This window comes from Roseateles sp. SL47, assembly GCF_026625885.1.
Taxonomy (GTDB): domain Bacteria; phylum Pseudomonadota; class Gammaproteobacteria; order Burkholderiales; family Burkholderiaceae_C; genus Roseateles.
On the sequence record NZ_CP113068.1, the window covers coordinates 4,492,241 to 4,516,467 of the forward strand.

The 24,227-nt window shown below is 65.1% G+C and carries 21 protein-coding genes; 7 read left to right on the plus strand and 14 right to left on the minus strand.

All coding sequences use genetic code 11. From position 1 onward, the window contains the following. Nucleotides 1–293 precede the first annotated feature (293 nt). A complete protein-coding gene (locus tag OU995_RS19450) occupies nt 294–2,120 on the plus strand; it encodes a M4 family metallopeptidase (protein WP_267831692.1) in 1,827 nt (608 codons plus the stop codon). A gap of 126 nt (nt 2,121–2,246) precedes the next feature. Here OU995_RS19450 and OU995_RS19455 read toward each other — a convergent pair whose 3' ends face one another. The 9 genes from OU995_RS19455 to OU995_RS19495 form a co-directional block, all read right to left on the minus strand. Next, on the minus strand, nt 2,247–3,293 hold the full coding sequence (locus OU995_RS19455; protein WP_267831693.1) for a protein-glutamate methylesterase/protein-glutamine glutaminase: 1,047 nt from the start codon (nt 3,291–3,293) through the stop codon (nt 2,247–2,249). Nucleotides 3,294–3,319: 26 nt separating this feature from the next. Beyond that, nucleotides 3,320–4,144 (minus strand): CheR family methyltransferase, encoded by an 825-nt coding sequence (locus OU995_RS19460; RefSeq protein ID WP_267831694.1) that lies wholly within the window; start codon nt 4,142–4,144, stop codon nt 3,320–3,322. Nucleotides 4,145–4,154: 10 nt separating this feature from the next. Continuing rightward, the gene (locus tag OU995_RS19465; protein ID WP_267831695.1) at nt 4,155–4,664 is read right to left on the minus strand and encodes a chemotaxis protein CheW; all 510 of its coding nucleotides are present in this window, start codon (nt 4,662–4,664) and stop codon (nt 4,155–4,157) included. A 19-nt stretch (nt 4,665–4,683) separates the two neighbouring features. Continuing rightward, nucleotides 4,684–6,723, minus strand: a complete 2,040-nt coding sequence (locus tag OU995_RS19470; protein WP_267831696.1) for a methyl-accepting chemotaxis protein — start codon at nt 6,721–6,723, stop codon at nt 4,684–4,686. A 44-nt stretch (nt 6,724–6,767) separates the two neighbouring features. Next, the gene (locus OU995_RS19475) at nt 6,768–8,861 is read right to left on the minus strand and encodes a chemotaxis protein CheA (RefSeq protein ID WP_267831697.1); all 2,094 of its coding nucleotides are present in this window, start codon (nt 8,859–8,861) and stop codon (nt 6,768–6,770) included. Continuing rightward, a complete protein-coding gene (locus OU995_RS19480) occupies nt 8,858–9,166 on the minus strand; it encodes an STAS domain-containing protein (protein ID WP_267831698.1) in 309 nt (102 codons plus the stop codon). Before OU995_RS19480 ends, OU995_RS19475 begins: the two co-directional genes overlap by 4 nt. A gap of 13 nt (nt 9,167–9,179) precedes the next feature. Next, on the minus strand, nt 9,180–9,551 hold the full coding sequence (locus OU995_RS19485) for a response regulator (RefSeq protein WP_267831699.1): 372 nt from the start codon (nt 9,549–9,551) through the stop codon (nt 9,180–9,182). A 7-nt stretch (nt 9,552–9,558) separates the two neighbouring features. After that, nucleotides 9,559–10,725 carry a methyl-accepting chemotaxis protein gene (locus OU995_RS19490; RefSeq protein WP_267831700.1) on the minus strand — a complete coding sequence of 389 codons (1,167 nt, stop codon included), beginning with the start codon at nt 10,723–10,725 and terminating at the stop codon, nt 9,559–9,561. A 298-nt stretch (nt 10,726–11,023) separates the two neighbouring features. Continuing rightward, nucleotides 11,024–12,805: an aspartyl protease family protein gene (locus tag OU995_RS19495; protein ID WP_267831701.1), complete on the minus strand. Its 1,782-nt coding sequence runs from the start codon at nt 12,803–12,805 to the stop codon at nt 11,024–11,026. 515 nt (nt 12,806–13,320) lie between these two features. Between OU995_RS19495 and OU995_RS19500 the strand changes: the two genes are divergently transcribed. Continuing rightward, nucleotides 13,321–13,671 (plus strand): hypothetical protein, encoded by a 351-nt coding sequence (locus tag OU995_RS19500; RefSeq protein ID WP_267831702.1) that lies wholly within the window; start codon nt 13,321–13,323, stop codon nt 13,669–13,671. Between the two features lie 240 nt (nt 13,672–13,911). Continuing rightward, nucleotides 13,912–14,835: a serine O-acetyltransferase EpsC gene (epsC, locus tag OU995_RS19505; RefSeq protein ID WP_267831704.1), complete on the plus strand. Its 924-nt coding sequence runs from the start codon at nt 13,912–13,914 to the stop codon at nt 14,833–14,835. Here epsC and OU995_RS19510 read toward each other — a convergent pair. From OU995_RS19510 to OU995_RS19520, 3 genes are all read right to left on the minus strand, one after another. Continuing rightward, nucleotides 14,814–16,031 (minus strand): NAD(P)H-dependent flavin oxidoreductase, encoded by a 1,218-nt coding sequence (locus OU995_RS19510; protein ID WP_267831705.1) that lies wholly within the window; start codon nt 16,029–16,031, stop codon nt 14,814–14,816. The genes epsC and OU995_RS19510 overlap by 22 nt on opposite strands. A 93-nt stretch (nt 16,032–16,124) precedes the next feature. Beyond that, a complete protein-coding gene (locus tag OU995_RS19515) occupies nt 16,125–17,234 on the minus strand; it encodes an S-(hydroxymethyl)glutathione dehydrogenase/class III alcohol dehydrogenase (RefSeq protein ID WP_267831706.1) in 1,110 nt (369 codons plus the stop codon). Between the two features lie 64 nt (nt 17,235–17,298). Then, the gene (locus OU995_RS19520; protein WP_267831707.1) at nt 17,299–17,574 is read right to left on the minus strand and encodes a metal/formaldehyde-sensitive transcriptional repressor; all 276 of its coding nucleotides are present in this window, start codon (nt 17,572–17,574) and stop codon (nt 17,299–17,301) included. 172 nt (nt 17,575–17,746) lie between these two features. Here OU995_RS19520 and OU995_RS19525 point away from each other — a divergent pair, with 172 nt between their 5' ends. After that, the gene (locus OU995_RS19525; protein WP_267831708.1) at nt 17,747–19,141 is read left to right on the plus strand and encodes an FAD-containing oxidoreductase; all 1,395 of its coding nucleotides are present in this window, start codon (nt 17,747–17,749) and stop codon (nt 19,139–19,141) included. Here the strand turns inward: OU995_RS19525 and OU995_RS19530 are convergent. Next, nucleotides 19,116–20,015, minus strand: coding sequence for a LysR family transcriptional regulator (locus tag OU995_RS19530; RefSeq protein ID WP_267831709.1), 900 nt, complete (start codon nt 20,013–20,015; stop codon nt 19,116–19,118). The two genes, OU995_RS19525 and OU995_RS19530, sit on opposite strands and share 26 nt — an antisense overlap. A 204-nt stretch (nt 20,016–20,219) precedes the next feature. Here OU995_RS19530 and OU995_RS19535 point away from each other — a divergent pair, with 204 nt between their 5' ends. Continuing rightward, complete coding sequence (locus tag OU995_RS19535) at nt 20,220–21,341, plus strand: ABC transporter substrate-binding protein (RefSeq protein WP_267831710.1); 1,122 nt, start codon at nt 20,220–20,222, stop codon at nt 21,339–21,341. 72 nt (nt 21,342–21,413) lie between these two features. Here the strand turns inward: OU995_RS19535 and OU995_RS19540 are convergent, their stop codons facing one another. Then, nucleotides 21,414–22,109 (minus strand): TetR/AcrR family transcriptional regulator, encoded by a 696-nt coding sequence (locus OU995_RS19540; protein WP_267831712.1) that lies wholly within the window; start codon nt 22,107–22,109, stop codon nt 21,414–21,416. 203 nt (nt 22,110–22,312) lie between these two features. Between OU995_RS19540 and OU995_RS19545 the strand changes: the two genes are divergently transcribed. Together OU995_RS19545 and OU995_RS19550 are read left to right on the plus strand one after the other, a co-directional pair. Beyond that, nucleotides 22,313–23,482 carry an MFS transporter gene (locus OU995_RS19545; protein WP_267831714.1) on the plus strand — a complete coding sequence of 390 codons (1,170 nt, stop codon included), beginning with the start codon at nt 22,313–22,315 and terminating at the stop codon, nt 23,480–23,482. 219 nt (nt 23,483–23,701) lie between these two features. Continuing rightward, nucleotides 23,702–24,205, plus strand: a complete 504-nt coding sequence (locus OU995_RS19550) for a DUF2147 domain-containing protein (protein ID WP_267831715.1) — start codon at nt 23,702–23,704, stop codon at nt 24,203–24,205. Nucleotides 24,206–24,227 lie beyond the last annotated feature (22 nt).

The window sequence follows — 24,227 nt, forward strand, 5'->3', positions numbered from 1 at the left end:
CGCCCGTGTCACAGCAGGCATCACAAGGCGGCCTGCGAGGTGGGCGGCCAGGGGCTCTGCAGCGGCCTGAAGCGAAGCTCCAAGCAGTGACACGGGTTACCCCGGATGTCAGATTTGACAGTCCGATCGAGCCATCACATTCCCTACATTCGCGTTTTCGCATTCAACAACACCCATGTCTGCGCCGTCATCCGGCCAGCAAGTGGGGTGGTCGGCCTCTCCACCACAGCATTGGAGGCCGAATTTCTTCGGGAGATCCTCAACCATGATCTATCACGAACGAAAGAAGCGATATGAAGAAGGCATCCCTCCAGCGTTTCCTGCAGGCCAGCCTTGTGGCTGCAGCGGCCACCGCCGCCTGCCAAGTCCTGGCCGCGACTCGCGTCACCCTGGACGACACCGCGCCCGTCACCGTGCTCCAGCAGGCTGCCACGGCCAGCGGCCCCCAGGCCGCGGCCACGGCCCTGGGCCTGGCGGCCAATGACCTGCAGGCGGTCCGCAGCCAGGTCTATCCCAACGGCCGGGTCATCACCCGCCATCAGCAGTACTACCAAGGCGTGCCCATCTGGGGTGAAGCCGTGGTGGAGCACCGCGACCCTGGTGCCAGCGCCGCCCGCTTCTCGGGCAGCCTGGTCACCAACATCCAGCAGGACCTGAACACCATCCAGGCCAGCGTCACCCCAGCCAGCGCCCTGACGATTGCCAAAAGCACCGTCAATGCGACCCTGACCGAGAATGAGCAGGTCAAGCTCTACATCAAGCTGAATGACAGCAATGTGGCGCAGCTGTTCTACCTGGTGTCCTTTGTCCGTCACGACAGGAGCACCCCCAGCCGCCCGCACTTCATGATCGATGCCAATTCCGGCGCCGTGCTGCAGCGCTGGGAAGGCCTGAATCACCGGGATGCCACCGGCCCTGGCGGCAATGCCAAGACCGGCAAGTATGAATACGGTACGAACTATCCGGCGCTGCAGGTGACCGACACCTGCCAGATGAACACCAACAACAATGTGATCACCGTCAACCTCAATGGCGGCACAAGTGGCAGCACGCCCTTTCAGTTCACTTGCTCGCGCAATGAATACAAGCAGATCAACGGCGCGTATTCGCCGCTGAACGATGCTCACTTCTTCGGCAACGTGATCTTCAACATGTACCAGGATTGGTTCAGTCTGAGGCCGATTGCCAACACCCTCTACATGAAGGTGCATTACAGCTCCAACTACGAGAATGCCTTCTGGGACGGCACCTCCATGTACTTCGGGGACGGCGCCTCCACTTTCTACCCACTGGTCTCGCTGGATGTGTCGGCCCACGAGGTGAGCCACGGCTTCACCGAGCAGAACTCCGGCCTGGTGTATTCCGGCCAATCCGGCGGCATGAACGAAGCGTTTTCGGACATGGCCGGAGAGGCGGCCGAGTACTACGCCCGCAATGGGGTGAACGACTGGCTGGTGGGCAGCGAAATCTTCAAGAGCTCCGGCGCCCTGCGTTACTTCGCGGATCCGACCCGGGACGGCCGCTCGATTGCTGATGCCACCAAGTACACCAGCGGCCTGGATGTCCACTATTCCAGCGGCGTCTACAACAAGGCGTTCTACACGCTGGCCACCACGGCCGGCTGGAACACCCGCAAGGCGTTTGAGGTGATGGTGGACGCCAACCGGCTGTATTGGACGTCCAACAGCACCTTCAACCAGGGTGCCTGCGGCGTGGAAAAGGCGGCAACTGCTCGGGGCTACAACGCGGCGGACGTCACCAAGGCGTTTGCGGCAGTGAATGTGAGCTGCAGTGGCACCACCACCCCGACGACCACGGTGCTGACCAGTGGTGTGGCGGTGACCGGCATCTCGCTGGCCAAGAACGCCACCCGCCTGTTCAGCATTGCCGTGCCGGCCGGGCGGACCAGCCTGGTGGTGAAGCTCTCCGGCGGCACGGGCGATGGCGACATCTATGTGCGCCGTGGCTCCGCGCCGACCACCTCCACCTATGACGGCAAGTCGGACGGCAGCACCAATACCGAAAGCGTGACGCTGTCGGCCACCACGGCGGGCACCTACTACATCCTGCTGAATGCCTACTCCGCCGTGAGCGGGACATCGCTGGTGGCGACGTACTGAGCCTCTTCCCAGACGCAAGGACACCCTGACATCGTGGTGCCACGCGCCATGGCGCCCGGGTGAATCCAGGCGCTGAAACGAAACGGCCCGCGCGGACCCCCAGTCCGGCGGGCCGTTTTTTTGCAATCAACCCCTCGCGTCGAAACAGGTCACTGCGTCAGCCATGGCATCCAGCGGCAGCACCTCGTCCACAGCGCCGAGTTTGATCGCCTCCATGGGCATGCCGAACACCACGCAGCTCGCCTCGTCCTGAGCCAGGGTACGCACGCCCAGTTCATGCAGCTGCTTCATGCCGCGTGCGCCATCGTCTCCCATGCCGGTGAGCATGATGGCCAAGGCATCGCCGTTGGTGTGCTCACACAGGCTGCGAAACAGCACATCCACCGAAGGCTTGTGCCGATTCACCGGCGGACCATCCAGCACCACGGCAAAGTACTGGCCGCCCGCCTTGCGCAGCTTCATATGCTTGCCGCCGGGTGCAACGAGCACAATGCCGCGCTCCAGCCGGTCCCCGTCCCGCGCCTCGCGCACCTGCATCGCACACAGGCCGTCCAGGCGTTCGGCAAACATCGCGGTGAATCGCTCCGGCATGTGCTGCACGATGGCAATCCCCGGCGCATCGGCGGGCAGTGCCCGCAATATCTGCTCAATCGCCTGAGTGCCGCCGGTCGAGCTGCCGATGACGACGGGTTTGTTGACCGACAACGCATGCGGGCCGCGCATCGAGGGCGTACGGACGGGGAGCGTGGACAGGGGCCGCGGCTTTGGCATGCGCGGGCGTGAGAGGGCCGCGGCCTTCAGGGTGCTGATCAGTTCCCGGCGGGAATCCTCCAGAAACTGACGCAAGCCGAGTTTGGGCTTGGCAACGATGGCAACGGCACCGGCCGCCAGCGCGTCGAGGGCGATGCGGCTGCCCTCCGTGCTCAGCGATGAGCAGATCACGGTCGGGATCGGTGCCTCGGCCATCTGTTGGCGCAAGAACGTGAGCCCGTCCATGCCCGGCATTTCAATGTCCAACAGAAGGACGTCCGGACGTTTTTTTCGAATCAAGGGGGCGGCAATCAGTGGATTGGGCGCGGTGCCAGCGAGCTCGATGCCCGCATCCCCGTCCAGCATGGCCACCATGGCCTGCCGGACCACCGCCGAATCATCGATGACAAAAACGCTGCTCATGCTGGGGTCCTTCCCATTTGGGGCCATCACGGCCGACCCGGGTCTTTTCGAAAAGCTCCGGGCGCCAGCACGGTCAGCGGCGTGGCGCAGGCCACCCGACCTTCCGCCGTGCCAAGAAAGAACAGTCCTCCGGGACGCAGCCGTTCCAGCACACGATCCACCACAGCGCTTTTGGTTGGAGCGTCAAAGTAGATGAGCACGTTGCGTAGGAAGATCACATCGAAGCGGCCGATGTCACCGAGCGGCGCACACAGATTGAGCTGGCCAAATCGAACCTGTTGGCGCAGCGACTCGTGAATCTGAACCAGCCCTTCGCTCTCGCCCTCGCCGCGCAGGCAATAGCGCTTCAGCCGCTGCGGACTCACCTCCCTCAATCGGTCGGCCGGATAGATGCCTTGTACCGCGCTCTGCAGCACCCGCTCACTGATGTCGGTGCCGAGAATCGACCACTCGCTGGCGATGGTCCCATTGGATTGAAGATCGGCCAGCAGCATGGCCACGCTGTACGCCTCATCGCCGAACGAGGAGGCCGCACTCCACACCGCCAGGCGCTGCGGCCGGGTGCGTTGCAGTTCGGATTGAAGCAAGGCGAAATGGGCCGGCTCGCGGAAAAAGTAGGTCTCGTTGGTGGTGAGCAGGTCAACGGCCATCTGGAACTCGCCGCCGTCATCCGGGCTCTCCAGCAAGGCCGCGTAGTCCTCGAAGTCGCCCAGGCCCAGTTGCTGCAGGCGTCCCGCGAGCCTTGAGCTGATCAGCGGCTTCTTGCTCTCGGGAAAGGACAGGCCGACGGCATCGTGCATCAGTCCGGCGATGCGTCCAAAGCTGCGATCGCAGAGTTGCGGTTGGTTCATGGCGCGTCACTCAATCGGCCAATGCGTGCTGGCTGGCTTCACAAAGTTCCGCCATCTCGACAATGTCAAAGGCCCGCTCGGGGTCCAGCACCACCACAAAGCGTTCGCCCCGTTTCCCCATACCGGCGATGAAGTCACGCCGCGTGGCCCCGCCAAACTGCGGTGGCGGTTCGATCTGGGACGGCTCCAGGGAGATCACCTCACTGACGGCGTCCACCATCAGCCCGAGTTCGATGCGCTCGCCGTCTCGGACAGCATCAACGATGACGATGCAGGTTTTCTTGCCAATGTGGGCCGGTGCCCGCCCGAAGCGCGCCTTCAGATCAATGACGGGCACCACCGCGCCTCGCAGATTGATCACGCCCCGCACGAACGAAGGCATCAGCGGCACGGTGGTCACCGCGCCGTGCTGGATGATTTCGCGCACGGTGCGGATGTCGATGGCATAGGCCTCGCCGTCGACCGTGAAGCACAGGAACTGTTGCGTGGCATCGGCCATATCGCGATCGGAAACGCTCATGGGGTCCCCCCGGGCGAAATCAGAAGGGCCGGAAATTGCCGTGGGTGCCGGTGCCCTTCAGCGTTGGCTGCGGCGCGGTGTTGCGCATGCCACGCATGGGTGAATTCGGGGCGCGTCGTTCAACAAAGCCTGGAGGCATGCCGCGGGCTTGAGCTTGTGACTGTTGCCGACCGTTGTCACCCTCGAGATGGAAGAACGCCACCGACTGCTGGAGTTGAGCCGCCTGGCTGGACAACTCTTCCGACGTGGCGGCCAGTTCCTCCGAGGCCCCGGCATTTTGCTGTGTCGCCTTGCTGAGCTGGCCCATGGCGCCGCCAATCTGCGTCACCGAGCGGCTCTGCTCCTGGGAAGCTGCGGAGATCTCCTGCACAAGGTCACTGGTCTTCTGGATGCTTGGCACGATTTCATCCAGCAGCTTGCCTGCGCGCTCGGCCGTATTGACGCTGTTGCTGGCCAGATCGCCAATTTCCTTGGCGGCCTCCTGGCTGCGCTCTGCCAGCTTGCGCACCTCCGCGGCCACCACGGCAAAGCCCTTGCCATGTTCCCCGGCACGGGCCGCCTCGATGGCCGCGTTGAGGGCCAGCAGATTCGTCTGGTAGGCGATGTCGTCCACGATGCTGATCTTCTGGGCAATCTGCTTCATCGCCGTGACGGTCTGCGTGACCGCCACGCCACCATCGGTGGCTTCCTTGCTGGCCTTGGTGGCCATCGCGTCGGTAACACGGGCGTTGTCGCTGTTCTGCGTGATGCTGGCCGAGATCATGTCGATGGAAGACGTGGTCTCTTCCACCGATGCGGCCTGTTCACTGGCGGCCTGAGACAGGCTTTGCGCCGTGGCGCTCACCTGGCTGGCGGCACCGCTCAGCGCGTCCGCGGCGCTGCGCACTTCGTCGATGATGGAGCCCAGCTTGTCACACGTCCGATTGGCGTCATCCCGCACCTGACCAAACACACCCGAGTAGTCTCGGGTGATGCGTTGTGACAGGTCGCCCTCCGACAGGGCCGACATCACGCGGCTCACGTCTCCGAAGATCACGGTGGTGGTTTCCAGCAGCGTATTGACGCCCTCGCACAGACGCGCCACCAAACCGGACTTGCCGTCCATCGGAATGCGTTGCGACAGGTCGCCATTACGTGCCGCCCCGGCAGCGCGTTCGGCTTCCTCCACGGCCTGCTCCAGCGCACGGGCGGAGTTCACCTGCGCAGTGACATCCGTCGCAATCTTGACGATCTTCACCACACGATCCATCTCGTCCTTGACCGGTGCATAGACCGCCTGGATCCAGACCTCCTGCCCCGACTTGTGAATGCGCCGGAAGAGATCGTTCTGCGCCTGGCCCGCATTGAGGTCACGCCAGAACTGCGCGTACTCCGGTTTGGAGGTCAGCGCCGGGTCGCAGAACATGCGGTGATGACGGCCTTTGACCTCGTCCAGGCTGTAGCCCAAGGTGCGCAGGAAATTCTCATTGGCGTTCAGTACATGCCCGGTCAGATCGAACTCGATGTAGGCATAGCTGGCATCCACCGCAGCCAGGATGCCACGGGCATTCTGACGTTCAATTTCCTGCTCGGTGATGTCGTAACGCACCCCGAGGTATTTCATCGGCTTGCCGTTGTCGCCCAGGATCGGCGCGATGACCGCATCCACGTAGTAGGGCGTGCCGTCCTTGGCCCGGTTCTTCACCATGCCACGAAAGATGTCTCCGCGGCCAATGGTCGCCCACATCTGCTTGAACACCTCCTTGGGCATGTCTGGATGCCGGGTGGTGTTGTGCCCATGGCCGATCAGCTCATTGCGGCTGTATTTGGACACCTCCAGGAACTTCTCGTTGATGTTGAGAATGTCCCCTTTCTTGTCCGCCTCGGAGACGATGCTGGTGAGGTTCATGATGTCGGTGCGAACCTTGAGTTCGGTTTCGACTTCTCGCAAACGGGATTCGGCTTCGGCGCGGGCCGACTCCGCCTGATGGCGTGCCGACTCGGCGGCCTGGCATGCAGCTTCAGCGGCCTCCAGGGCCTTGCCGGCGACCAGTCGGGTGATCCAGGAGGTCTTGTTCATGGCGAATGTCCTTCTACTGAGAAATGGATGTGCGTCAATGCGCTTCAGACGGTGACGCGCTCTTGCGCGATGTCATTTCGCCGACCTCGGCCGGGCGAATCGGCCGCGAGTTGGCCCAGGGTGGGAACGTCGAAAATCAATGCGACCTCACCGTTGCCGAGAATGGAGGTGCCCGCCATGCCTCGCAGGCTGTGGAACAGACGCCCCAAGGGCTTGATGACGGTCTGGTGCTGCCCGAGCAAGACATCGACCAGCACACCGAAGCGGCAGTCGCCTGCTTCCACCACCACGATGCTGCCGCGCGAGACCGTCGGACCATCGATGGCATAGAGGGCTCGCAGGCTGACCACCGGCAGCACCTGCCCGCGCAATTCAACGACACCCCGGCCGCGGGCATCCAGCAGCGCGTCGCCCGCCCGCCCCTCGATGACCTCGACCACGGCATCCAGCGGAAAGATGAAGCGCGAGTGGCCCACCCCCACCAGGAAGCCGTCGATGATCGCCAGCGTCAGCGGCAGACGGATTTCGATGGTGGAGCCCTGCCCCTCCACACTCTTGAGCAGGACGCTGCCACGCAGGGCCTCGATGTTGCTGCGGACCACATCCATGCCCACGCCGCGCCCGCTGAGATTGGTCACGGTGTCGGCGGTGGAGAAGCCGGGTTCAAAGATGAGCCGGAGAATGGCGCTGTCCTCGGGGACCACGCCGGGTTCCAGCAAGCCGCGCGACCACGCACGCTCCAGCACCTTGCGGCGCTGGATGCCACGCCCATCGTCGGTGATGCGGATGACGATGCTTCCCGCCTCGTGATGGGCCGAGAGGATCAGCCGGCCCTGCGGCGGCTTGCCGGCAGCCGCTCGTTGGTCCGGTGTTTCCAGGCCATGGTCGAGGCCATTGCGGACCAGGTGCATGAGAGGATCTGCAATGCGTTCCACAACGCTTTTATCCAGTTCGGTGTCGCCGCCGAGGATGTCCAGTTGCACGGACTTGCCCAGATCCGAAGCCGTGTCACGCACCACCCGGCGGAATCTGGCGAAGGTTTCGCCGATTGGCACCATGCGCAACTGCAGAGTGCCATTGCGGATTTCTTCGATCAGGCGGCTGATCTGGCCATTGGCCTCCACCAGCTGGCGCTGCTGCGTCTGGCGTGCCAGCAGCTCGGCGCCGGCGCCAGCAATGACCAACTCCCCCAGCAGGTTGATGACGGCATCCAACCGGTGAGCCTGCACACGAATGAAGCGCTGATCTTCAGCACTGGCCGGACTGGCGGCCGATGCGGCAACGCTGCGGCGCTGTTCGTGGGACGGGCGCGGTGCTGTCTCGGCCGGTGTGCCAGGGAATGACGGGCATGGGGCCTCCGGGGGGCCCGCTGCGGCGTCGTCCTGGACACACGCCTGGAGCCCTGGGATCGGCACCTCGTGAATCTGCAGCTCGCAGTCGTCCAGCACAAAGCTGAATGCGCCCTCAATCTGCGACCGGCTCACCCCAGAGAGCATGCTGAACATGAAGGACAGATGACAGCTCTCCGGGTCGAGCGCCTCCAGCGTCGGCACGCCCGCCACGTGGCACATCGTGTGGGGAATGGTGCCAAGGCCGCCCACATAGTTCAGGACGGCAAGCGGATCCGAACCATTGCGGAACACCTCCCGGCCGAATGCGACCGACACATGCCAGAGCTGCAGCGGCGCGGTGCCGGCATCACCACGGTGACGTGGTTCGTTCTCGCTCATGGCGCTCGCACCGGCGGCCAACTGGAGTTCAGTGACGAGCAGGCCACGTTGAGCTTCCAGCGCTGCGTCGGCAGGTCTGCCGAGGGCTTCGGCGACCAGGGCGCGGATCTGGTCATTGCAGCGCAGCAGCAGCGTGCTCAGCGCCGGTGACAACACCACCTGCCCCTCGCGCAGACGCTGGAGCAAGGTTTCAACGTGGTGGGTAAAGGCGACGATGGCATCCAGACCGAACAACCCGGCGGAGCCCTTCACGGTGTGGGCACACCGGAACAGGGCGTTCAGCAGCTCGACGTCATCCGGCTGGTCTTCGAGCTGGAGCAGCAGGGCTTCCAGGTTCTCGATCTGCTCCTCGGCCTCGCTGATAAAGGCAGGCAAGGCTTCGGTGAGGAAGTCGGCGTCCGTGGTCATGGCGTCTCCTGACAAGGCAGGGGCTGGCGTTCATTCAGCCAGGTCGCCAGACCCAGCGCCGCGCACGCCTGTTGGAGGGGATGGCTGGGCTCGCCGATCTTCAGCATGCAGCCCCGCACGGTCAGACTGTGTTGCAGGGCCAGCAGCAACTGCACGCCGGCCGCATCCACCACATCGACCGGGCTGCCGTCCACGCACACATCACCGCCCGCCTCCGGCACCTGGCTCACCCAGGCCAGCCACTGCGGATGCAGCGAAGCGGCGGTGTAGATGCTCAATTCAGCAGGGAGGCGCAGCGTGTCCATGCAGGCTCCAGGTTCAGGGGAGGACCAGCTTGGACACGGCGTCCAGCAACTGGGGAGGGTTGAACGGCTTGACGATCCACGCCTTTGCACCTGCCTGGCGCCCTCGGTTCATGGCGTCCTGCTCCCCTTCAGTCGTCAACATCACGACCGGGATGAACCGATGCTGCGGATGCTGACGAACCTGCGTCACAAAGGTGATGCCGTCCATCTTGGGCATGTTGACGTCACACACGATCAGGTGGACTTTGGGTGCCTTGGCGAGCGCCTCCAGTGCGGCCACGCCATCACCGGCTTCAAGCACGTCGTAACCGGCGCGCGCCAGGGCCAGGCGCACCACGGTGCGCAGTGAACTCGAGTCGTCAACGATGAGAATGGTCTTGGCCATGGCGTCCTCAGAAAAATGTGGTCTCGGTGGTCTGCGCCGGAGGAGCCTGCACCGGGCCACCACGGCTCACCGCCCGTTGTTCCGCGGTGGTGTAGCCCTCCGACAGCAATTGGCTCCAGGCGGCCGGGTCCGGAGGGGTCCCCGTCACGGCGGATTGCTGCAAGGACACGCCCGCGCGCTGCATCGACTCACGCAATTGATCCAGGATCTGATGCACACGATCCTGGAACTGGAAGGACATCAGCAGCTGTTCCACCTGGGCCTTGACCCGTTCGCCCTGGGTGGTCTGCTCGACACTGCGCTGCTGGAGTTGGCCGATCGTGGCGTTCACCTGGGCCACCACGCGACTCACCGTTTCTTCGGACGCCTGAATGGCGTCGGTATCGCGCGATGCAGATTGGGCCGCCAGTTGCAGCGCCTGCTGCATGTGCTGATTGAACTCGCCGACCTGTGCGCCGATGCGCCGGCCGGTGTCGCCGGACTCGGCCGACAGCCGCCGGACCTCGCTGGCCACCACCGCAAAACCTCGCCCCGAAGGCCCCGCCCGCGCCGCTTCGATGGCTGCATTGATGGACAGGAGATTGGTGTGGCGCGCGATCTGGGAGACGTCCTCGGCCATGGTGTGAAGCCGCCCGGATGACTCACCGAGCGTGCGCACCGTCCCAAGAATTTCATTGCGCGACTGCACGAAACTGTTGAATTGGTCCAGCAGGCTGCGGAGTTGCGCGTCGCAGTCCGCCAAGGTGCCCAGCCGGTCCTGGTCGCCGGACGGGCTGCCAGGCTGGCCGACCAGGTTGTCCAACTGCTGGAGGATGTCGCTGAACGCGCCAAGCATCTCCTCGACAGCATCCCTCAGTTGAGTCTGGGCGGTGGCCACATGGGTGCCCCAGATGCGGGAGGCCTCTTCCAGACGGCTGGCAATGTCCTGGGACGCGTGGGGCGCTTGCGGTTCGCCCGACTGGATTCCACGACCTTGGACTCCCTGCCAGGCCAGTGCGGCCGCCGTGATGCCCCAGACGATCCATCCCGCCGTCAGGCCCCCGACCGCCAGGGCAACGCCGGCCAGCAGCCAGAGCCCAAGGCTCAGCAGCCCGCGTCGCCGGCGAGCCTGGCCGGCCGACGCGCCGGCTGGCAGCGCATCGGACGCGGCGGATGGAGGGGCAGAACCGTTCATCTTCAAAGTTCCCTGAAAGCCAGAAATTTCATTTTTATCAATCAACGACGTCCACAATTTGATACCCAACGTCTCATGGATATCAGTATTGACGAATTGACGCGCGTTTGACCGTCGATTTTTCATGCTCGATGCGTGAAGCCGCCACTTCTGAGGAGAAGTTGGCGACTCACGACCGCAGGGAGACACACCCCTGGTGCTAGCCTCCCGGCCCGGGGTGTTCGGCCTCGACGTCATCGCGAGGCTCGTCTCCAGGCCATCGGTAGGGCCTGGAACCGCACAAGGGCGGCGTCGGCGCTTAAAGGTCGCCGTGGTCCTCTTGGCTTCCCGGTTCCGCAGGCTCGCCCGCCGCCGAGGCCGCTTCGCCTGCGGGCACTGCCGCGTTGGGAGCTTGACCTGCGGCCCCCACTGGCGGCGCATCCGGTGCCACCCCGAAACCTGCTGCCCGCACTCGTTCGTCGATGCGTGGCTGCAGCTTGCGCGCGGCCTGCAGGTCTCGCTGGCTCGCGGCAGCGTCCTTGAGGGCCAGATTCGCCAGCCCCCGCCCATACAGCGCCCAGGCAAGGTCCGGCTTCAGCGCCACTGCGGCATCAAAGGCCTTGCGTGAGCGCTCCGCATCGCCCAAGCGCAGATAGGCCCAACCCAGGCTGTCGCGGGTCCCGGCGTCGGTCTTGTCACGCGAGACGGATTCCTTGCAGTCTTCCACCGCCAGCGGCAGGTCCACATTCATGCGGACGCGGGCCCAGCAGCGCTTGTTGAGTGCACGTGCGCTTTTGGTGTCGTTCTCGTGGGTCGGCATCCACAAGGCCCATTGCCTCAATGCGTCCGGCAGGCGGTTCAGCGCCATGAACTGATCCGCCAAGGTCAGACGCTGTTGAGCGGAGGGGGCCAATTGGGTGTCCAGCACCTGCATGTCGGCCAAGGCGTCCTCCGGGCGGCGCAGACTCAGGCGCACCGACGCGCGTTGCAGCCGGGCATCGGCCAGACCGGCGTCCAGGCGCAGCGCTTCATCCAGGTCGGCCATCGCTTCTTTGGCTTTCCTTTGGGCCCACAACACCTGTGCCCGGTCCAGATGGTAGGGGGCCACCTCCGGCGCCAGCGTGATGGCCCGGCTCAGATCCTGCAGGGCCCGCTCTGGGTCATGGTTGGCCGCAAAGGCATTGCCGCGACGGGCCAGCGCGTCCGCATTGTTCTCGTCGACCTGCTGCGGGCGGGCAGCATAGGTCTGATCAAAGCGGTTCGGGTCGCCGCCCTTCTGCCTGGCAAAGATCGGGCTGCCATTCCAGGTGGCAAAAATCTTCTGCTGCTGGCGCGACACATAAATGCGGTGGGCCAGGAAGTAGTCCAAGCCCAGCACCATGCCATCGCTGTCATCAGCATCGTTGATCTGCATCTTGCTGTGGCTGATCTTCTCGCCGCTCAGCTCGAAGGTATTGATCACCCCCACATAGGATTCGGCCTTGCCGCGACCGACGCCGCCGACATGGCCATCGGCCTGCAGCGAGTCCTTGGAGATGCCCGCAGACTTGGCCGCGTTCAGCGTCAACGCTGTTTCGGGCGCACCGGTATCCATCAGGGCGGTGGTGGCCTTGCCGTTGATGTTCACTTCCACCCGGACGGCGGTGTCCTTGCTGCCTCTGGCCCGCTCCAGCGGCGCGACGATCACCGGGGCATCGCCAGCCCAATAGGCCATGTTGGCCTTGGCACAGTCGCTGCTGGGCAAGGCCAGGCGGATGACGCCATGGGCCAGGTCGTATTCCGTGTCCGCCACGGACAGGATGTTGCGCCCCAGGATGCCCATGATGCCGGCGCCCAGTTCATTCCCGCCGACGATGAATTCCACCCGCTTCATTTCAGCGCCCCGCAGCCCGACGTGCTCCACGCGGGTGAGCTGGGCATCAATGGCGCCGGTATAGCCCTCAATGCTCATGCTGAACGGCAGATTGCGAAGTGGCAGTTGCAGTTGTGCAGCGGTGGATTCAGTCAGCATGCTGAAAAACGCACCGCTGTCCACCAGCACCGGCACTTCGGTGCCGTTCAGCACCAGCGTGGCCACCGGGCGCGAATGGATGATGCGCACCGGAATCTCCATGCTGCTGACGGTGCAGGCCGCCCAGGCGGGCGCAGATAACGCGCAAGCGCCCCCCAGCGCCCCACCCAACAGCTGATGAAACACCCGCTTCGCGACCCACGTCCTGACCGGGTCCCCTTCCGACGCCCTGCCCGAGATCGCACCCCGATGCGGACCTTGCTGGCCGGCCCTTCGCTCGATGCCGGTGTTTAATTGCGTGAATCCCTGTAACACCCCGTCCTCCCGTGACTGTGCCTGTTGCTTTTTGATTGGGGGCAGAATCATACCGTGCAGCAGCTCCCGGAGCCGGTCCCTGGCGGAGGCGCCGCCACGCACGTCTGGTTGCTTGATGAAACGGTCATGAAACGGCTGCCTGCGACAGTTCCCTTCTATTAGAGGACCGGGAGAGATCCACCTGAGCGCGTGAGCCACTCACCCCTTGGGGCGACATTGGACGGATCCAGTCATCAGGGATGGTTGTCATGCGGGTTCAGCTTCATCAATTTCGGCAATTACACGGCAGCATGGCCACGGTGACCTTCGAGTCGCCGCTGGGCTGGGGCACCGCGCAATGGGTCGGCCTTCGCCCTGAAGAAGGCGCCACCCGGCAAGTGGAGCTGGGCGTTCCGGGTGTGTTGACCTGGGGCTATGAAGTGGCCGGTACCCGGCATGAAGCATCGATCTTCGAGGAAGAAGGCCGGGTGTGCCTGGTGGGGCGGGTGCGCTGGAGCGGCGAAGACGGTGTGACCGCTGTGCAGGTGGGCAGCGACCTGGTTCTGATCCAGATCTCCAACGCCCCCAGCATCGTGCCAGCCCAGCTGATCATTCGCGCGCCGCGTCTGCAGCTGTTTGATGTGATTGCCTGTGCGGCCTGACGCGGTGGACGCACCTGACCTGCTGGCAACAACGGCGCCCCCGGGGCCGCGCCTGACACCGCGCCCGACACCAAGATAACCTCCTGCTTCCCCTAAGCAGACTTGCCCAGGCTCCGGCCTGGGTTTTTTTATATCTGCCCGGCCCCACCGCTGTGCAGGATTCCTGATTTTGATAGGCTGCCGCCTCGAACCCTCTCTTGGGCTTTTTCAGTCGCCGAGCACGGCGTCAAGGATTTGAGCGTGAGCACTGCCCCCAAGCGCCCCGGCGGCGACTGGCCTCTGGATGATGTTGTTGCCGGCCTGCGTGCCGCCCGCCAGGCCTGGCGCGATCACCATCGGCCCCATGAGCCGCGAGGCCGTGAGCTGCCGTCCACCGAGCTGCTGGATACCATCGTGCAGGGCTTGCGGGGGGTGCTGTTTCCGCTGCGACTGGGCCCGCCCACCTTGCGGCCGGAAGCGGAGGACTACTACATCGGCCACACCCTGGACACCCAGTTGCAGGCCCTGCGCCAGCAGGTGCTGCTGGAACTGAGTTCCGCCAATGGCGGCGCCTCGGAAGACCTGGCCGAACGCGCCGACCAGTTGACCGCCGACTTCGCCCGCGAGCTGCCGACGATTCGCCGTCTGCTGGACGCCGATGTGCTGGCCGCCTTCCAGGGCGACCCTGCGGCGCGCAGCGTGGATGAGGTGCTGCTGTGCTACCCCGGCATCACCGCCATGATCCACCACCGTCTGGCCCACCAGCTCTACACCCTGGGCGTGCCACTGCTGGCCCGCATCGTGGCCGAGCTGGCGCACAGCCGCACGGGGATCGACATCCACCCGGGCGCCACCATCGGCCCGGGCCTGTTCATCGACCACGGCACCGGCGTCGTGATTGGTGAAACCGCCGTGATCGGTGAACGCGTGCGGATCTATCAGGCGGTGACACTGGGCGCCCGCAGCTTCCCCACGGATGAACAGGGCCAGATCCGCAAAGGCGCACCGCGCCACCCGGTGGTGGAAGATGATGTGGTGATCTACGCCGGTGCCACCATCCTGGGCCGAATCACCCTGGGCAAGGGCGCCGTGATCGGTGGCAATGTCTGGCTGACCCGCAGTGTCGAACCGGGCAGCCATATCAGCCAGGCCAATTCGCAGAGTCAGGCGGCCGGGTTGGTCTGAGGCACACCCGGCGTTAGCACGCGCTCCAGCAGCTCCCGCACCGACGCGAGCTGTGACCCAAACGGCAACGCCCCCTTGCCGCGGAAGAACAGACCCTTGTCGACCTCCCCGCGCAGGGCAGCGGCCAGCCGTTGGTCAATGCAGAACTGCCCCCAGCCCTTGAGCCCGTCGCGCAGGCCGCATTGGGCCAGGCAGTCAAAGGCCATGGTGCAGTGCTTCTTCAGCTGCACCACCGACTGCAGCCGACTTTCCGCCCCCAGGTATTTGCGCAGCCAGGGGGTCATCACCGCACGGGCCGGCAGACCGGCCACGCTGGTGAATTCCACCAGGGCATCATCGGACGCCTCGGCCAGGACCCGCTTGAATTCGGGATGGGCATCACATTCATGGGTGGCCACAAACGGTGTGCCCATCTGAACGCCGTCCGCCCCGAGCGATTGAAGCCGCTGAATGTCTTCACACCGGCGAATGCCACCAGCCGCGATCAGGGGGACGCGGCCTTCCATGCCAGCGTCCCGGATCCATTGGCGGACGGCGGGAATGACCACCTCGAAGTCAAACCGCGCATCGCTGACATCGGCCACCTTGGCGGCGCCCAGATGGCCGCCGGCATGGCCGGGATGCTCGATGATGATGGCGTCCGGCACCCGCTTGCGGCGCTCCCATTTGCGCCACAGCAGCGACACGCCCCGGGCATCCGAGAGGATGGGCACCAGGGCGGTCTTGGGATGGTCACTGGCCAGGTCGGGCAGTTCCAGCGGGAGGCCGGCGCCGACCACCAGCGCATCAATGCCCTGCTCCAGCGCCGTGCGAACGGAGGCCGCGTAGTCGCTCACCGCGCGCATGATGTTCACCGCCAGCAAGCCGCTGTGTTTGCAGAGTTCCCGCGCGCGCTCAATCTCACGGGCCAAGGCCACCTGGTTGGCGGCCACGATGGCGTTCTTGCGGGTCTCCAGGTCGTTGCCGATGCGCTCGGGGCTGCAATCGGCCATCAGGTCCGGGTGGTGGCGGCGCAGGTCCACCGACGAGATGGTGCCCATGGCGCCCAGCGCGGCCACGCTGCCAGCCAGCCGATGGGCGGACACCCCCACGCCCATGCCCCCTTGAACAATGGGAAGCAGTTGGCGGCCAGCCAGCGACAAGGGCTGAAGCCCGGCCAGCTTGAGGCGGTCGAACAAGGACGAGGTGCTGGGCATGAAGCGGCCGATCAATCAGTCGTGAAACGACCCATCCTGCCAGTCATGCCTCCGCCTGTCCTTGCACAAAATCAAAGGCGGGAGCGGCGGCGCTCAGTAGTGAACCACTGAGCGGATCGACTTGCCTTCATGCATGAGGTCAAACGCCTCGTTGATGTCGGTCAGCGGCATGGTGTGGGTGACAAACGGCGCCAGCTGGATGTCGCCCCGCATGGCCTCTTCCACCATGCCCGGCAGCTGCGAGCGGCCCTTGACGCCGCCAAAGGCCGAGCCCTTCCAGGTGCGCCCGGTGACCAGTTGGAACGGACGGGTGGAGATTTCCTGCCCGGCCCCCGCCACACCGATGATGACCGACTGCCCCCAGCCGCGATGGGCGCATTCCAGCGCCGCGCGCATGACATTCACATTGCCGATGCATTCGAAGGAATGGTCCACGCCCCAGCCGGTCATCTCAACGATCACCTGCTGGATGGGTTTGTCGAAGTCTTTCGGGTTGACGCAGTCGGTGGCGCCAAACACACGGGCCAGGTCGAACTTGGTCGGATTGGTGTCGATGCCGATGATGCGGCCGGCCTGGGCCAGCTGGGCCCCCTGGATCACCGCCAGGCCGATGCCGCCCAGCCCGAACACGGCCACCGTGTCGCCCGGTTGCACCTTGGCCGTGTTCTTCACGGCACCGAGACCGGTGGTGACGCCGCATCCCAGCAGGCAGACCTGCTCCGGATTGGCATCCGGGTTGATCCTGGCCAGCGACACCTCGGCCACCACCGTGTACTCGCTGAATGTGGAGCAGCCCATGTAGTGATACAGCGGCTGGCCGTTGTAGGAGAAGCGGGTGGTGCCGTCCGGCATCACGCCCTTGCCCTGCGTGGCACGCACCGCCACACACAGATTGGTTTTGCCGGACTTGCAGAACAGGCATTCGCCGCATTCAGCGGTGTAGAGCGGAATGACATGGTCACCGGGCTTCACGCTGGTGACGCCCTCGCCCACTTCCACCACCACACCTGCGCCCTCATGGCCCAGCACAACCGGGAAGAGGCCTTCCGGATCATCTCCGCTCAGGGTGAAGGCGTCGGTATGGCAGACACCGGTATGGGTGATGCGCACCAGGACTTCGCCCTTTTTCGGCGGCGCCACATCGATTTCAACCACTTGCAGCGGCTTGCCAGCTTCAAACGCAACGGCGGCACGGGATTTCATGGGGAGGCCTTTCCAACTTTTCAAGCAGACGGGCGGCAGGTCGGCCCTGCCGCACCGGATTCCATCATTTGAGATAGGTGCGGACCAGCGTGGTCATGTCCTGGGCCAGCCGGGCATGGCGATCATCCGCCTCCGGCAGCGCCCCCAGTTCCTCGCGGATATGGGATTGCAGGATTTCCGACATCAGCCCGTTCACGGCGCCACGAATGGCCGCCAGTTGCACCAGGACCGGGCCACAGTCTTCCCCGGCTTCCAGGGCCCGCGCCAGCGCTTCGGTCTGGCCCTGGATGCGGCGCACCCGCAGGAGCGCCTTTCGCTTGTCTTCGGGAGCATGTGGCATGGCCGGGAGTCTATACCCCCAGGGGGTATACGCGAGGTTTTTTTTTGACCACATCCCCTCCAACGGGGACACCATCCGCCCCTCCACAAGGGCAGGCCTGCGGGCTTTGCCTTGCGGCGGTCGCAAGATGCTTCTAGGCTGGGACTCTTTGGCGCTTCTGGAGCAGTTCCGCATGGGGTCCAACACCTTTGATGCCATTGTGATCGGCGCCGGGCAGGCCGGGCCGCCCCTGGCGGAGCGCATGTCCCAGGCCGGCTGGCGGGTGGCGGTGATCGAACGCAGCCGCGTCGGAGGGACCTGCGTCAACACCGGCTGCATCCCCACCAAGGCGATGGTGGCCAGCGCCCACGCGGCGTGGGTGGTTCAGCAGGCGCATCGATGGGGCATCCGGGTGCCGGACGGTGCCGAGGTCGACCTGCCTGCCGTGCTGGCGCGCAAGGACCGGATCTCCGGGAAGTCGAGGCAGAGTGTGGAGCTGTGGTTGCGTGGCATGAAGCAGGTGGAACTGATCATGGGCCATGCGCAGTTTGAAGATCCGAACACCGTACGGGTCGGCGACCGCCGCCTGACGGCCGGGCGCATGTTCATCAACGTGGGTGGACGCCCCGCCCAGACGGGTGTGCAAGGACTGCAGGATGTGCCCTGGCTCACCAATGCCAGCATCATGCAGGTGGACCGCCTGCCCCGGCATCTGGTGGTGGTGGGCGGCAGCTACATCGGCTTGGAGTTTGCCCAGATGTTCCGACGCTTCGGCTCCGAAGTCACGGTGGTGCAGCGCGCCGCTCAACTGGTGCCGCGCGAAGATGCGGATGTGGCGCAGGCCCTGCAACGCCTGCTGGAGAACGAAGGCATCCAGATCCGCACCGGTGCGGAATGTGTGCGGCTGGCACCGGCCCGGGATGAGATTGCGGTGGAGGTGAACTGCACAGAAGGGGACCCGCGCCTGCATGGCAGCCACGTGCTGATTGCCACTGGGCGGCAGCCCAACACCCAGGATCTGGGCCTGGAGCGGGCCGGTGTGGTGCTGGATGAGCGCGGGTATGTCCAGGTCAATGACCAGCTGCAGTCGAACGTGCCCCACATCTGGGCCCTGGGCGACTGCAACGGCCGCGGGGCCTTCACCCACACGGCATGGAACGATTTCGAGGTGGTGGCGGCCAACCTGTTCGAGGCCGCCGGCCGCAGCGTGAAGGACCGGATGGTGACCTATGCGCTGTACACCGATCCGCCGCTGGCCCGCATCGGTCCGAGCGAGCAGGAGGTGCGCAAGAGCAGCCGCCCCGCCCTCATCGGCACGCGGCCGATGTCCCGGGTGGGCCGGGCGGTGGAGAAAGGCGAAGACACCGGCTTTATCAAGCTGATCGTGGATGCGCAGACCCAGGCGCTGGTCAGTGCCACCCTGCTGGGCGTTGATGGGGACGAAGCCATCCATTCATTGCTGGATGTGATGGCCGCCAAACGCCCCTACACCGACATCACGACCGGCGGCGTGCGGATCCATCCGACCGTGAGCGAACTGCTGCCCACCGTCCTGCAATCGCTCAAGCCGATGGCGACGGACGGGTGACGTCCGGCGCGACCGGGGCGACCGCGGCGGCCGGCGCGACCTGCGTCACGGCGCGAAGCCCCTCCAGCGCTGGCGCCACCACACTCATGTCAGCGCCTTCAGCAAACACGGCGTACGCCGGATACAGAAACTCCGGCGCGCCTCGGACCCGGTGCAGCCGGCCGCTATCCAGATACTTCTGCATCACCTGCAGACGGAAATAGGCGGTACCTCCCGCGGCCAGCACATATTCCCGCCCCAGCGGCCCCAGGCCCGCACTCACGCCTGCATTGACCAGATGCGGGAAGGCCAGCCCGTGCTGCGCCGCAAATTCCGGCCCCCAATCGACATAGACGTAATCTTCCGGATGCAGTGTGGCGGAGGCACGGGTGGTGACCAGCACCAGTTTCTCTTCCAGCAGCAGCTCGATGCGCAGCCCCGGCCGCAGTTGCGGTGCATAGACCACGGCCACATCCAGCGTGCCGGCCGCCACACGCTCGATCAAGTCATGGGACAGCCCGACCTCGGTTCGCAACGCGAGATGAGGCGCGGACGTGCGCATGCGCAGCAGCCAGTCCAGCAGCAGCGGATCCCAGAGGCTCAGCTCACAGCCGATGGTGATGACCGATTCACGGCCCGGCGGCAACGCCACGTGATGTCGGGCACGTTCCCACACCTGCACCAGCATCGACGCGTGCCGGGTGAACTGCTCGCCGGCATGGGTGAGCGTGGCCCCCGCCTTATTGCGCACAAAGAGCTTGGCGTCCAAGTGCTCTTCCAGCGTCCGGACCCGGGCGCTGACCGCCGTTTGGGTGATGTGCAGGTTTTCGGCCGCTCGCACAAAACTGCCCGACGCCACGATCTCAAGAAAGGTCCGGGCCAGGGTGATGTCCATGGGGCACAGGCGCTTGAATGCGCTTTGAGAATTTCAATGCATTATTTTTGCATTCAATCAACAATAAGAATCGCTTTACCAAGAGGCAAAACTTCGCCACCATGCGACCCTCAGCGATTACCCCAATTGCCAAGACGATTGATTCGTGAAACTTGTCACGAAACGTAGCCCTCGTGGATCGTCTGGCCCCACCAGCACGCCCCGATGAACCTTGCTTTTGCCCCCCGCGTCCGTCGCCTCCTCGCCCTGTTGTGCATTGCTGCTGCGCCAGCTGCCCATGCAGACATCGTCATTGGCCAGGTGGCCCCTTTCAGCGGCCCCCAGGCCGTGACCGGCAAGGCCATCCGCGCCGGCGCCAAGCTTTGGCTGGATGAGGTGAATGCAAGGGGTGGCATCAAGGGCCAGCGCCTCAAGCTGGTCACCCGCGACGATGCCCAGAAGCCGGATGAAACCGTGCGCCTGGTCAAGGAACTGATCGAACAGGACAACCCCACGGCCCTGATCGGCACCATCGGCACCTCCAACCTGGAAGCGCTGAAGCAGGACGGCATCCTGGAAAAGAGCAAGGTGTCCATGGTGGGGGCCGTCTCCGGCGCCACCAGTGTGGTCAGCGCCCGCAATATGTATCCGGTGAAAGCCACCTATCGTGAGGAAGTGGAACGCCTGTTCAAACAACTCGGCGAAATGGGCCGGACCCGCATCGGCATGGTCTATCAGGACGACGGTCTGGGGCGTGATGCCCTCGCCGGCGCGCAGGCGTCGGCCAAGGCCCATGGCCTGACGCTGGTGGCCCAGTCTGGTTATGCCCGCAACACCACGGACGTGAATGCGGCCGTGACGGAGATGGTCAAGCAGTCGCCCGACGTGATCTTCCTGGCCGCCACCACGGCTGCCGCCATCGAGTTCACCAACCGCTACCAGACGGCCGGTGGCCGTGCCGGTCTGTACGGGATGTCGATCATCGACGTGCAGGAACTGCTCGCCAAGCTGGGCCCGGAGCGTGCACGCGGCTTCGCCTTCTCGGTGGTGCTGCCGACCGACGACCGCATGGACCGTGAAGTGATGCGGGACTACCAACGCCTGCGCCAGAACGCCAAGGATCCGGACCTGTCCTCCCGCTCGGTGGAAGGTTTCATCGCGGCCCGTGCCCTGACCAAGGCACTGGAACGCACCCCCAACCTGACGGCCGCCAATCTGACCGATGTGCTGGAGCGCGGCATGGACACCGACGTGGGCGGCCTGCGCCTGAGCTTCGGCAAGGGCCAGGCGACGTCCCGCTATGTGGACTTTGCCATCCTGGGTTCGGGTGGGCGCCTGGTGCGCTGATCCACGGCTGATCCACGGCTGATCCGCTCTGATGTCCCGTCTCCCGCCAACGCGGGCGACGGGATTTTTCATTCAGGGCGTCGCGGGCAGCACCCGCTGCAGATGGCTGGCCATCATGCTGGCGGCAATCCGGGCCACCTCCTTGGGCTTGAGGGTTTCGTCGAACAGCATTTCGACGGTGGCGTAGATCAATTCCACCACGATGCGGCTGGCCAGCTTCAGCTCCGACCGCCGGGCCCCGGGCAGGGCCTTGACCAGCAACTGCGTCTGGGCCTCGGTCACCGCCGCATGGGAGGCCAGCCGGACCTCCTGAAGCGCCGGCACCGCCCGCATGGCTCGCATGATCCACACGCCGCCTTCGGTGCGGCGTGTCACCTCGTAGGTGTCCAACAACAGACCCGCCAGCGCTGCCTCCAGGGCCGGCACGCCGCCCTGGACGACCTCGACCGACATCCACCGCGCCACACACTCGTTCTGCCGCTGCATCAGCCGCTGCCCCAATTCGTGCAGCAGCGCATATTTGTTGGGAAAGTAGCGGTACAGCGCTGGCGGCGACACCCCCGCCCGCTCACAGACCAGATTGGTGGACAGCCGCTCGATGCCCACCTCGATCAAGGTCTGGGCCGCTGCTTCCAGCAGCCGTTCATAGGTTTCTGTGGCGCGTTGCTGCGCCGGCTGAAGCTTGGTCGCCAGATCCGGCGGCGGCACAGCGACAGAGGACACCGCGGCGGGAGCGGCAACACCAGTCTTGCGGCGAGAAGTGGGCATGTGGAGGGACCAGGCCAGAATCAGTGAAAACGGGACAGGCGCGGCCGCCGCCCCCTGACGGCGTTTGCAGGGATTCTCCCAGGGTTGGTGGCTGCACCATAACGATAGCCATAACTATAAGATAGTCCTCCATCATCCTGGCAGTTCCCCGCGTCGCCACGCCGCGACGCCGGCCGGGATTCACGCATCCATGGGACATGGCGATGGAGCCTTCCAGACACACCGGCCGCAGCGAAGCCGCACTGGCCATTGCAGTGGGTTCCGTGGCCCTGCTCATGCTGGGCCTGCAGCCGCTGCTGCTGGGCGCCTTGCTGGAAGCCGGACATGTGACGCTGGAAGGAGTGGGCCTCGTGGCCATGGGCGAGATCGTTGCGCTGGGCGCGGGTGTACTCATCGGAGATCTCCGACTGTCCGTGGCCCGGCTGCGGCCGATCGCCACCCTGGCCGCCGTGCTCGCTGCTGTGTTCGACCTGGCCACGACGCAGCTTCACGGCGACCTGGCCATCGGGCTGGTGCGTGCGGCGGCCGGTGTGTCCGAAGGCCTGCTGGTGTGGAGCACCACGGCAGTCATCGTGCGGTCCGCCCGGCCAGAGCGTCTGGCCGGCCTGTTTTTTGTCATTCAGACGCTGGCGCAGGCCGCCTCGGGGCTGCTGCTGGCGCACCTGGTGATCCCGGCTGCGGGTTGGCGCGGGGGATTTCAGATGCTGGCGGTGCTGGCCCTGGGCGCGGCGGCACTGACCGCCGCAGGCGCACGTCCGCTCGGGCCCTTGACGCCGACCGCCAGCCAGGCGGGTGTGGGCCTTCGATGGACCCGTCCACGGCTGGGCGCGCTGCTGGTCGTGTTCCTTCAATTGGCCACGCTGGGTGCCTTCTGGGCCTATGCCGAGCCGCTGGGCCTGCGGGCGGGCTTTTCGCCTGTCGCTGTGCAGACGCTGATTGCCGCCGGGCTGGGCATGCAAGTGCTGGGCGGGAGCGTCGGCACCTGGATGGTTCAACGGCTGCCCGTGCCACCCACGCTGCTGGGCTGCTGCCTGGTGCTGGGCCTGTGCGCATTCGCCGTGGCGCGCACGGCCCAGAACGGGCCCTGGGTGTTTGCAGGGCTGTGTGCCGTCTTCACGTTCACCTGGCTGTTCATGCTGCCGTTCCAGATGGGACTGGCCTTTCGGGTGGATGGCAGCGGGCAAGTGGCGGCGCTGGTTCCAGCGGCGCAATTGTTCGGCAGCGCATTTGGCCCGTTGGTGGCGTCGCTGATGGTCAGCGGTGATGAAGTCGCACCGGTGCCGCTCGTGGCCAGCGGGTTCGCCGGTTTGGCTGCCCTGGCGCTGGTGCTGACACAGCGCAGGCGGGCGCAAGCGTCGGGCGCACCGACCTGAACAGAGGCTGCGGAGCCCGGCCTGCGGCGCAGGGTCGGATCCCGCAGGCCTCACGCCCGCAACGCCGCAACGCCGCAAGTCCACAAGTCCACAAGTCCGCAGCTCCGCACGCGACAGGGTTTTTCCGCACCCCCAGAAATATAGCGATCGCTACCATCAACACGACGATATCAATCGCTATCGAAATCAGCCGGGATCCGATCCCTCAGGAGATCCGCGATGTGTGTTCCCCTAGCCTCCCCGCTCCGTCCCTCACTGGCCCTGCGTGGGCCGTGCCCGCCCAGCGCCAGGCGATCGCGCCGCCGCCACGCCTGTTTTGCGGGCCTGTTGGTGATGCTGCTGCAGATGCCATCGGCCTGGGCCACCACGCCGGACGATGCCAAGGGGCTTTGGCTCAGCGCCGACGGCGGTGCCGTCATCGACTTCAAGCCCTGCCCCGACAAGGCCACTGCGCTGTGTGGCCGCATCGTCTGGGACAAGGACGCCGGCAAGCCCACCGACACCTGCGGCATCCAGATCGCCCAGCTGGACAAGTTCGAGAACGACGCCTGGCGGGATGGCTGGGTCTACGACCCGCGCGACAAGAAGAAATACAAGGGTGCCTTGCGCATCAAGAACGGTGATCTGTACATCCGCGCCTTCATTGGCACCGAGATCCTCGGCCAGACGGAACAGATGCGCCGCGTCACCGAACTGCCGGCCACGCCGGTCTGCAAGTCCTGACCGTCCGCCCCCACTTCGAGAG

Bases quoted from the DNA above. Each gene is read 5' to 3' on its own strand.
- OU995_RS19535 (WP_267831710.1), top strand. From the start codon at position 20,220: ATGAACCTTGCTTTTGCCCCCCGCGTCCGTCGCCTCCTCGCCCTGTTG.
- OU995_RS19500 (WP_267831702.1), top strand. From the start codon at position 13,321: ATGGCCACGGTGACCTTCGAGTCGCCGCTGGGCTGGGGCACCGCGCAA.
- OU995_RS19465 (WP_267831695.1), bottom strand. From the start codon at position 4,664: ATGAGCGTTTCCGATCGCGATATGGCCGATGCCACGCAACAGTTCCTG.
- OU995_RS19455 (WP_267831693.1), bottom strand. From the start codon at position 3,293: ATGAGCAGCGTTTTTGTCATCGATGATTCGGCGGTGGTCCGGCAGGCC.
- OU995_RS19515 (WP_267831706.1), bottom strand. From the start codon at position 17,234: ATGAAATCCCGTGCCGCCGTTGCGTTTGAAGCTGGCAAGCCGCTGCAA.
- OU995_RS19450 (WP_267831692.1), top strand. From the start codon at position 294: ATGAAGAAGGCATCCCTCCAGCGTTTCCTGCAGGCCAGCCTTGTGGCT.
- OU995_RS19510 (WP_267831705.1), bottom strand. From the start codon at position 16,031: ATGCCCAGCACCTCGTCCTTGTTCGACCGCCTCAAGCTGGCCGGGCTT.
- OU995_RS19520 (WP_267831707.1), bottom strand. From the start codon at position 17,574: ATGCCACATGCTCCCGAAGACAAGCGAAAGGCGCTCCTGCGGGTGCGC.
- OU995_RS19460 (WP_267831694.1), bottom strand. From the start codon at position 4,144: ATGAACCAACCGCAACTCTGCGATCGCAGCTTTGGACGCATCGCCGGA.
- OU995_RS19550 (WP_267831715.1), top strand. From the start codon at position 23,702: ATGTGTGTTCCCCTAGCCTCCCCGCTCCGTCCCTCACTGGCCCTGCGT.
- OU995_RS19480 (WP_267831698.1), bottom strand. From the start codon at position 9,166: ATGGACACGCTGCGCCTCCCTGCTGAATTGAGCATCTACACCGCCGCT.
- OU995_RS19475 (WP_267831697.1), bottom strand. From the start codon at position 8,861: ATGACCACGGACGCCGACTTCCTCACCGAAGCCTTGCCTGCCTTTATC.
- OU995_RS19540 (WP_267831712.1), bottom strand. From the start codon at position 22,109: ATGCCCACTTCTCGCCGCAAGACTGGTGTTGCCGCTCCCGCCGCGGTG.
- OU995_RS19525 (WP_267831708.1), top strand. From the start codon at position 17,747: ATGGGGTCCAACACCTTTGATGCCATTGTGATCGGCGCCGGGCAGGCC.
- OU995_RS19470 (WP_267831696.1), bottom strand. From the start codon at position 6,723: ATGAACAAGACCTCCTGGATCACCCGACTGGTCGCCGGCAAGGCCCTG.
- OU995_RS19545 (WP_267831714.1), top strand. From the start codon at position 22,313: ATGGAGCCTTCCAGACACACCGGCCGCAGCGAAGCCGCACTGGCCATT.
- OU995_RS19490 (WP_267831700.1), bottom strand. From the start codon at position 10,725: ATGAACGGTTCTGCCCCTCCATCCGCCGCGTCCGATGCGCTGCCAGCC.
- OU995_RS19530 (WP_267831709.1), bottom strand. From the start codon at position 20,015: ATGGACATCACCCTGGCCCGGACCTTTCTTGAGATCGTGGCGTCGGGC.
- OU995_RS19485 (WP_267831699.1), bottom strand. From the start codon at position 9,551: ATGGCCAAGACCATTCTCATCGTTGACGACTCGAGTTCACTGCGCACC.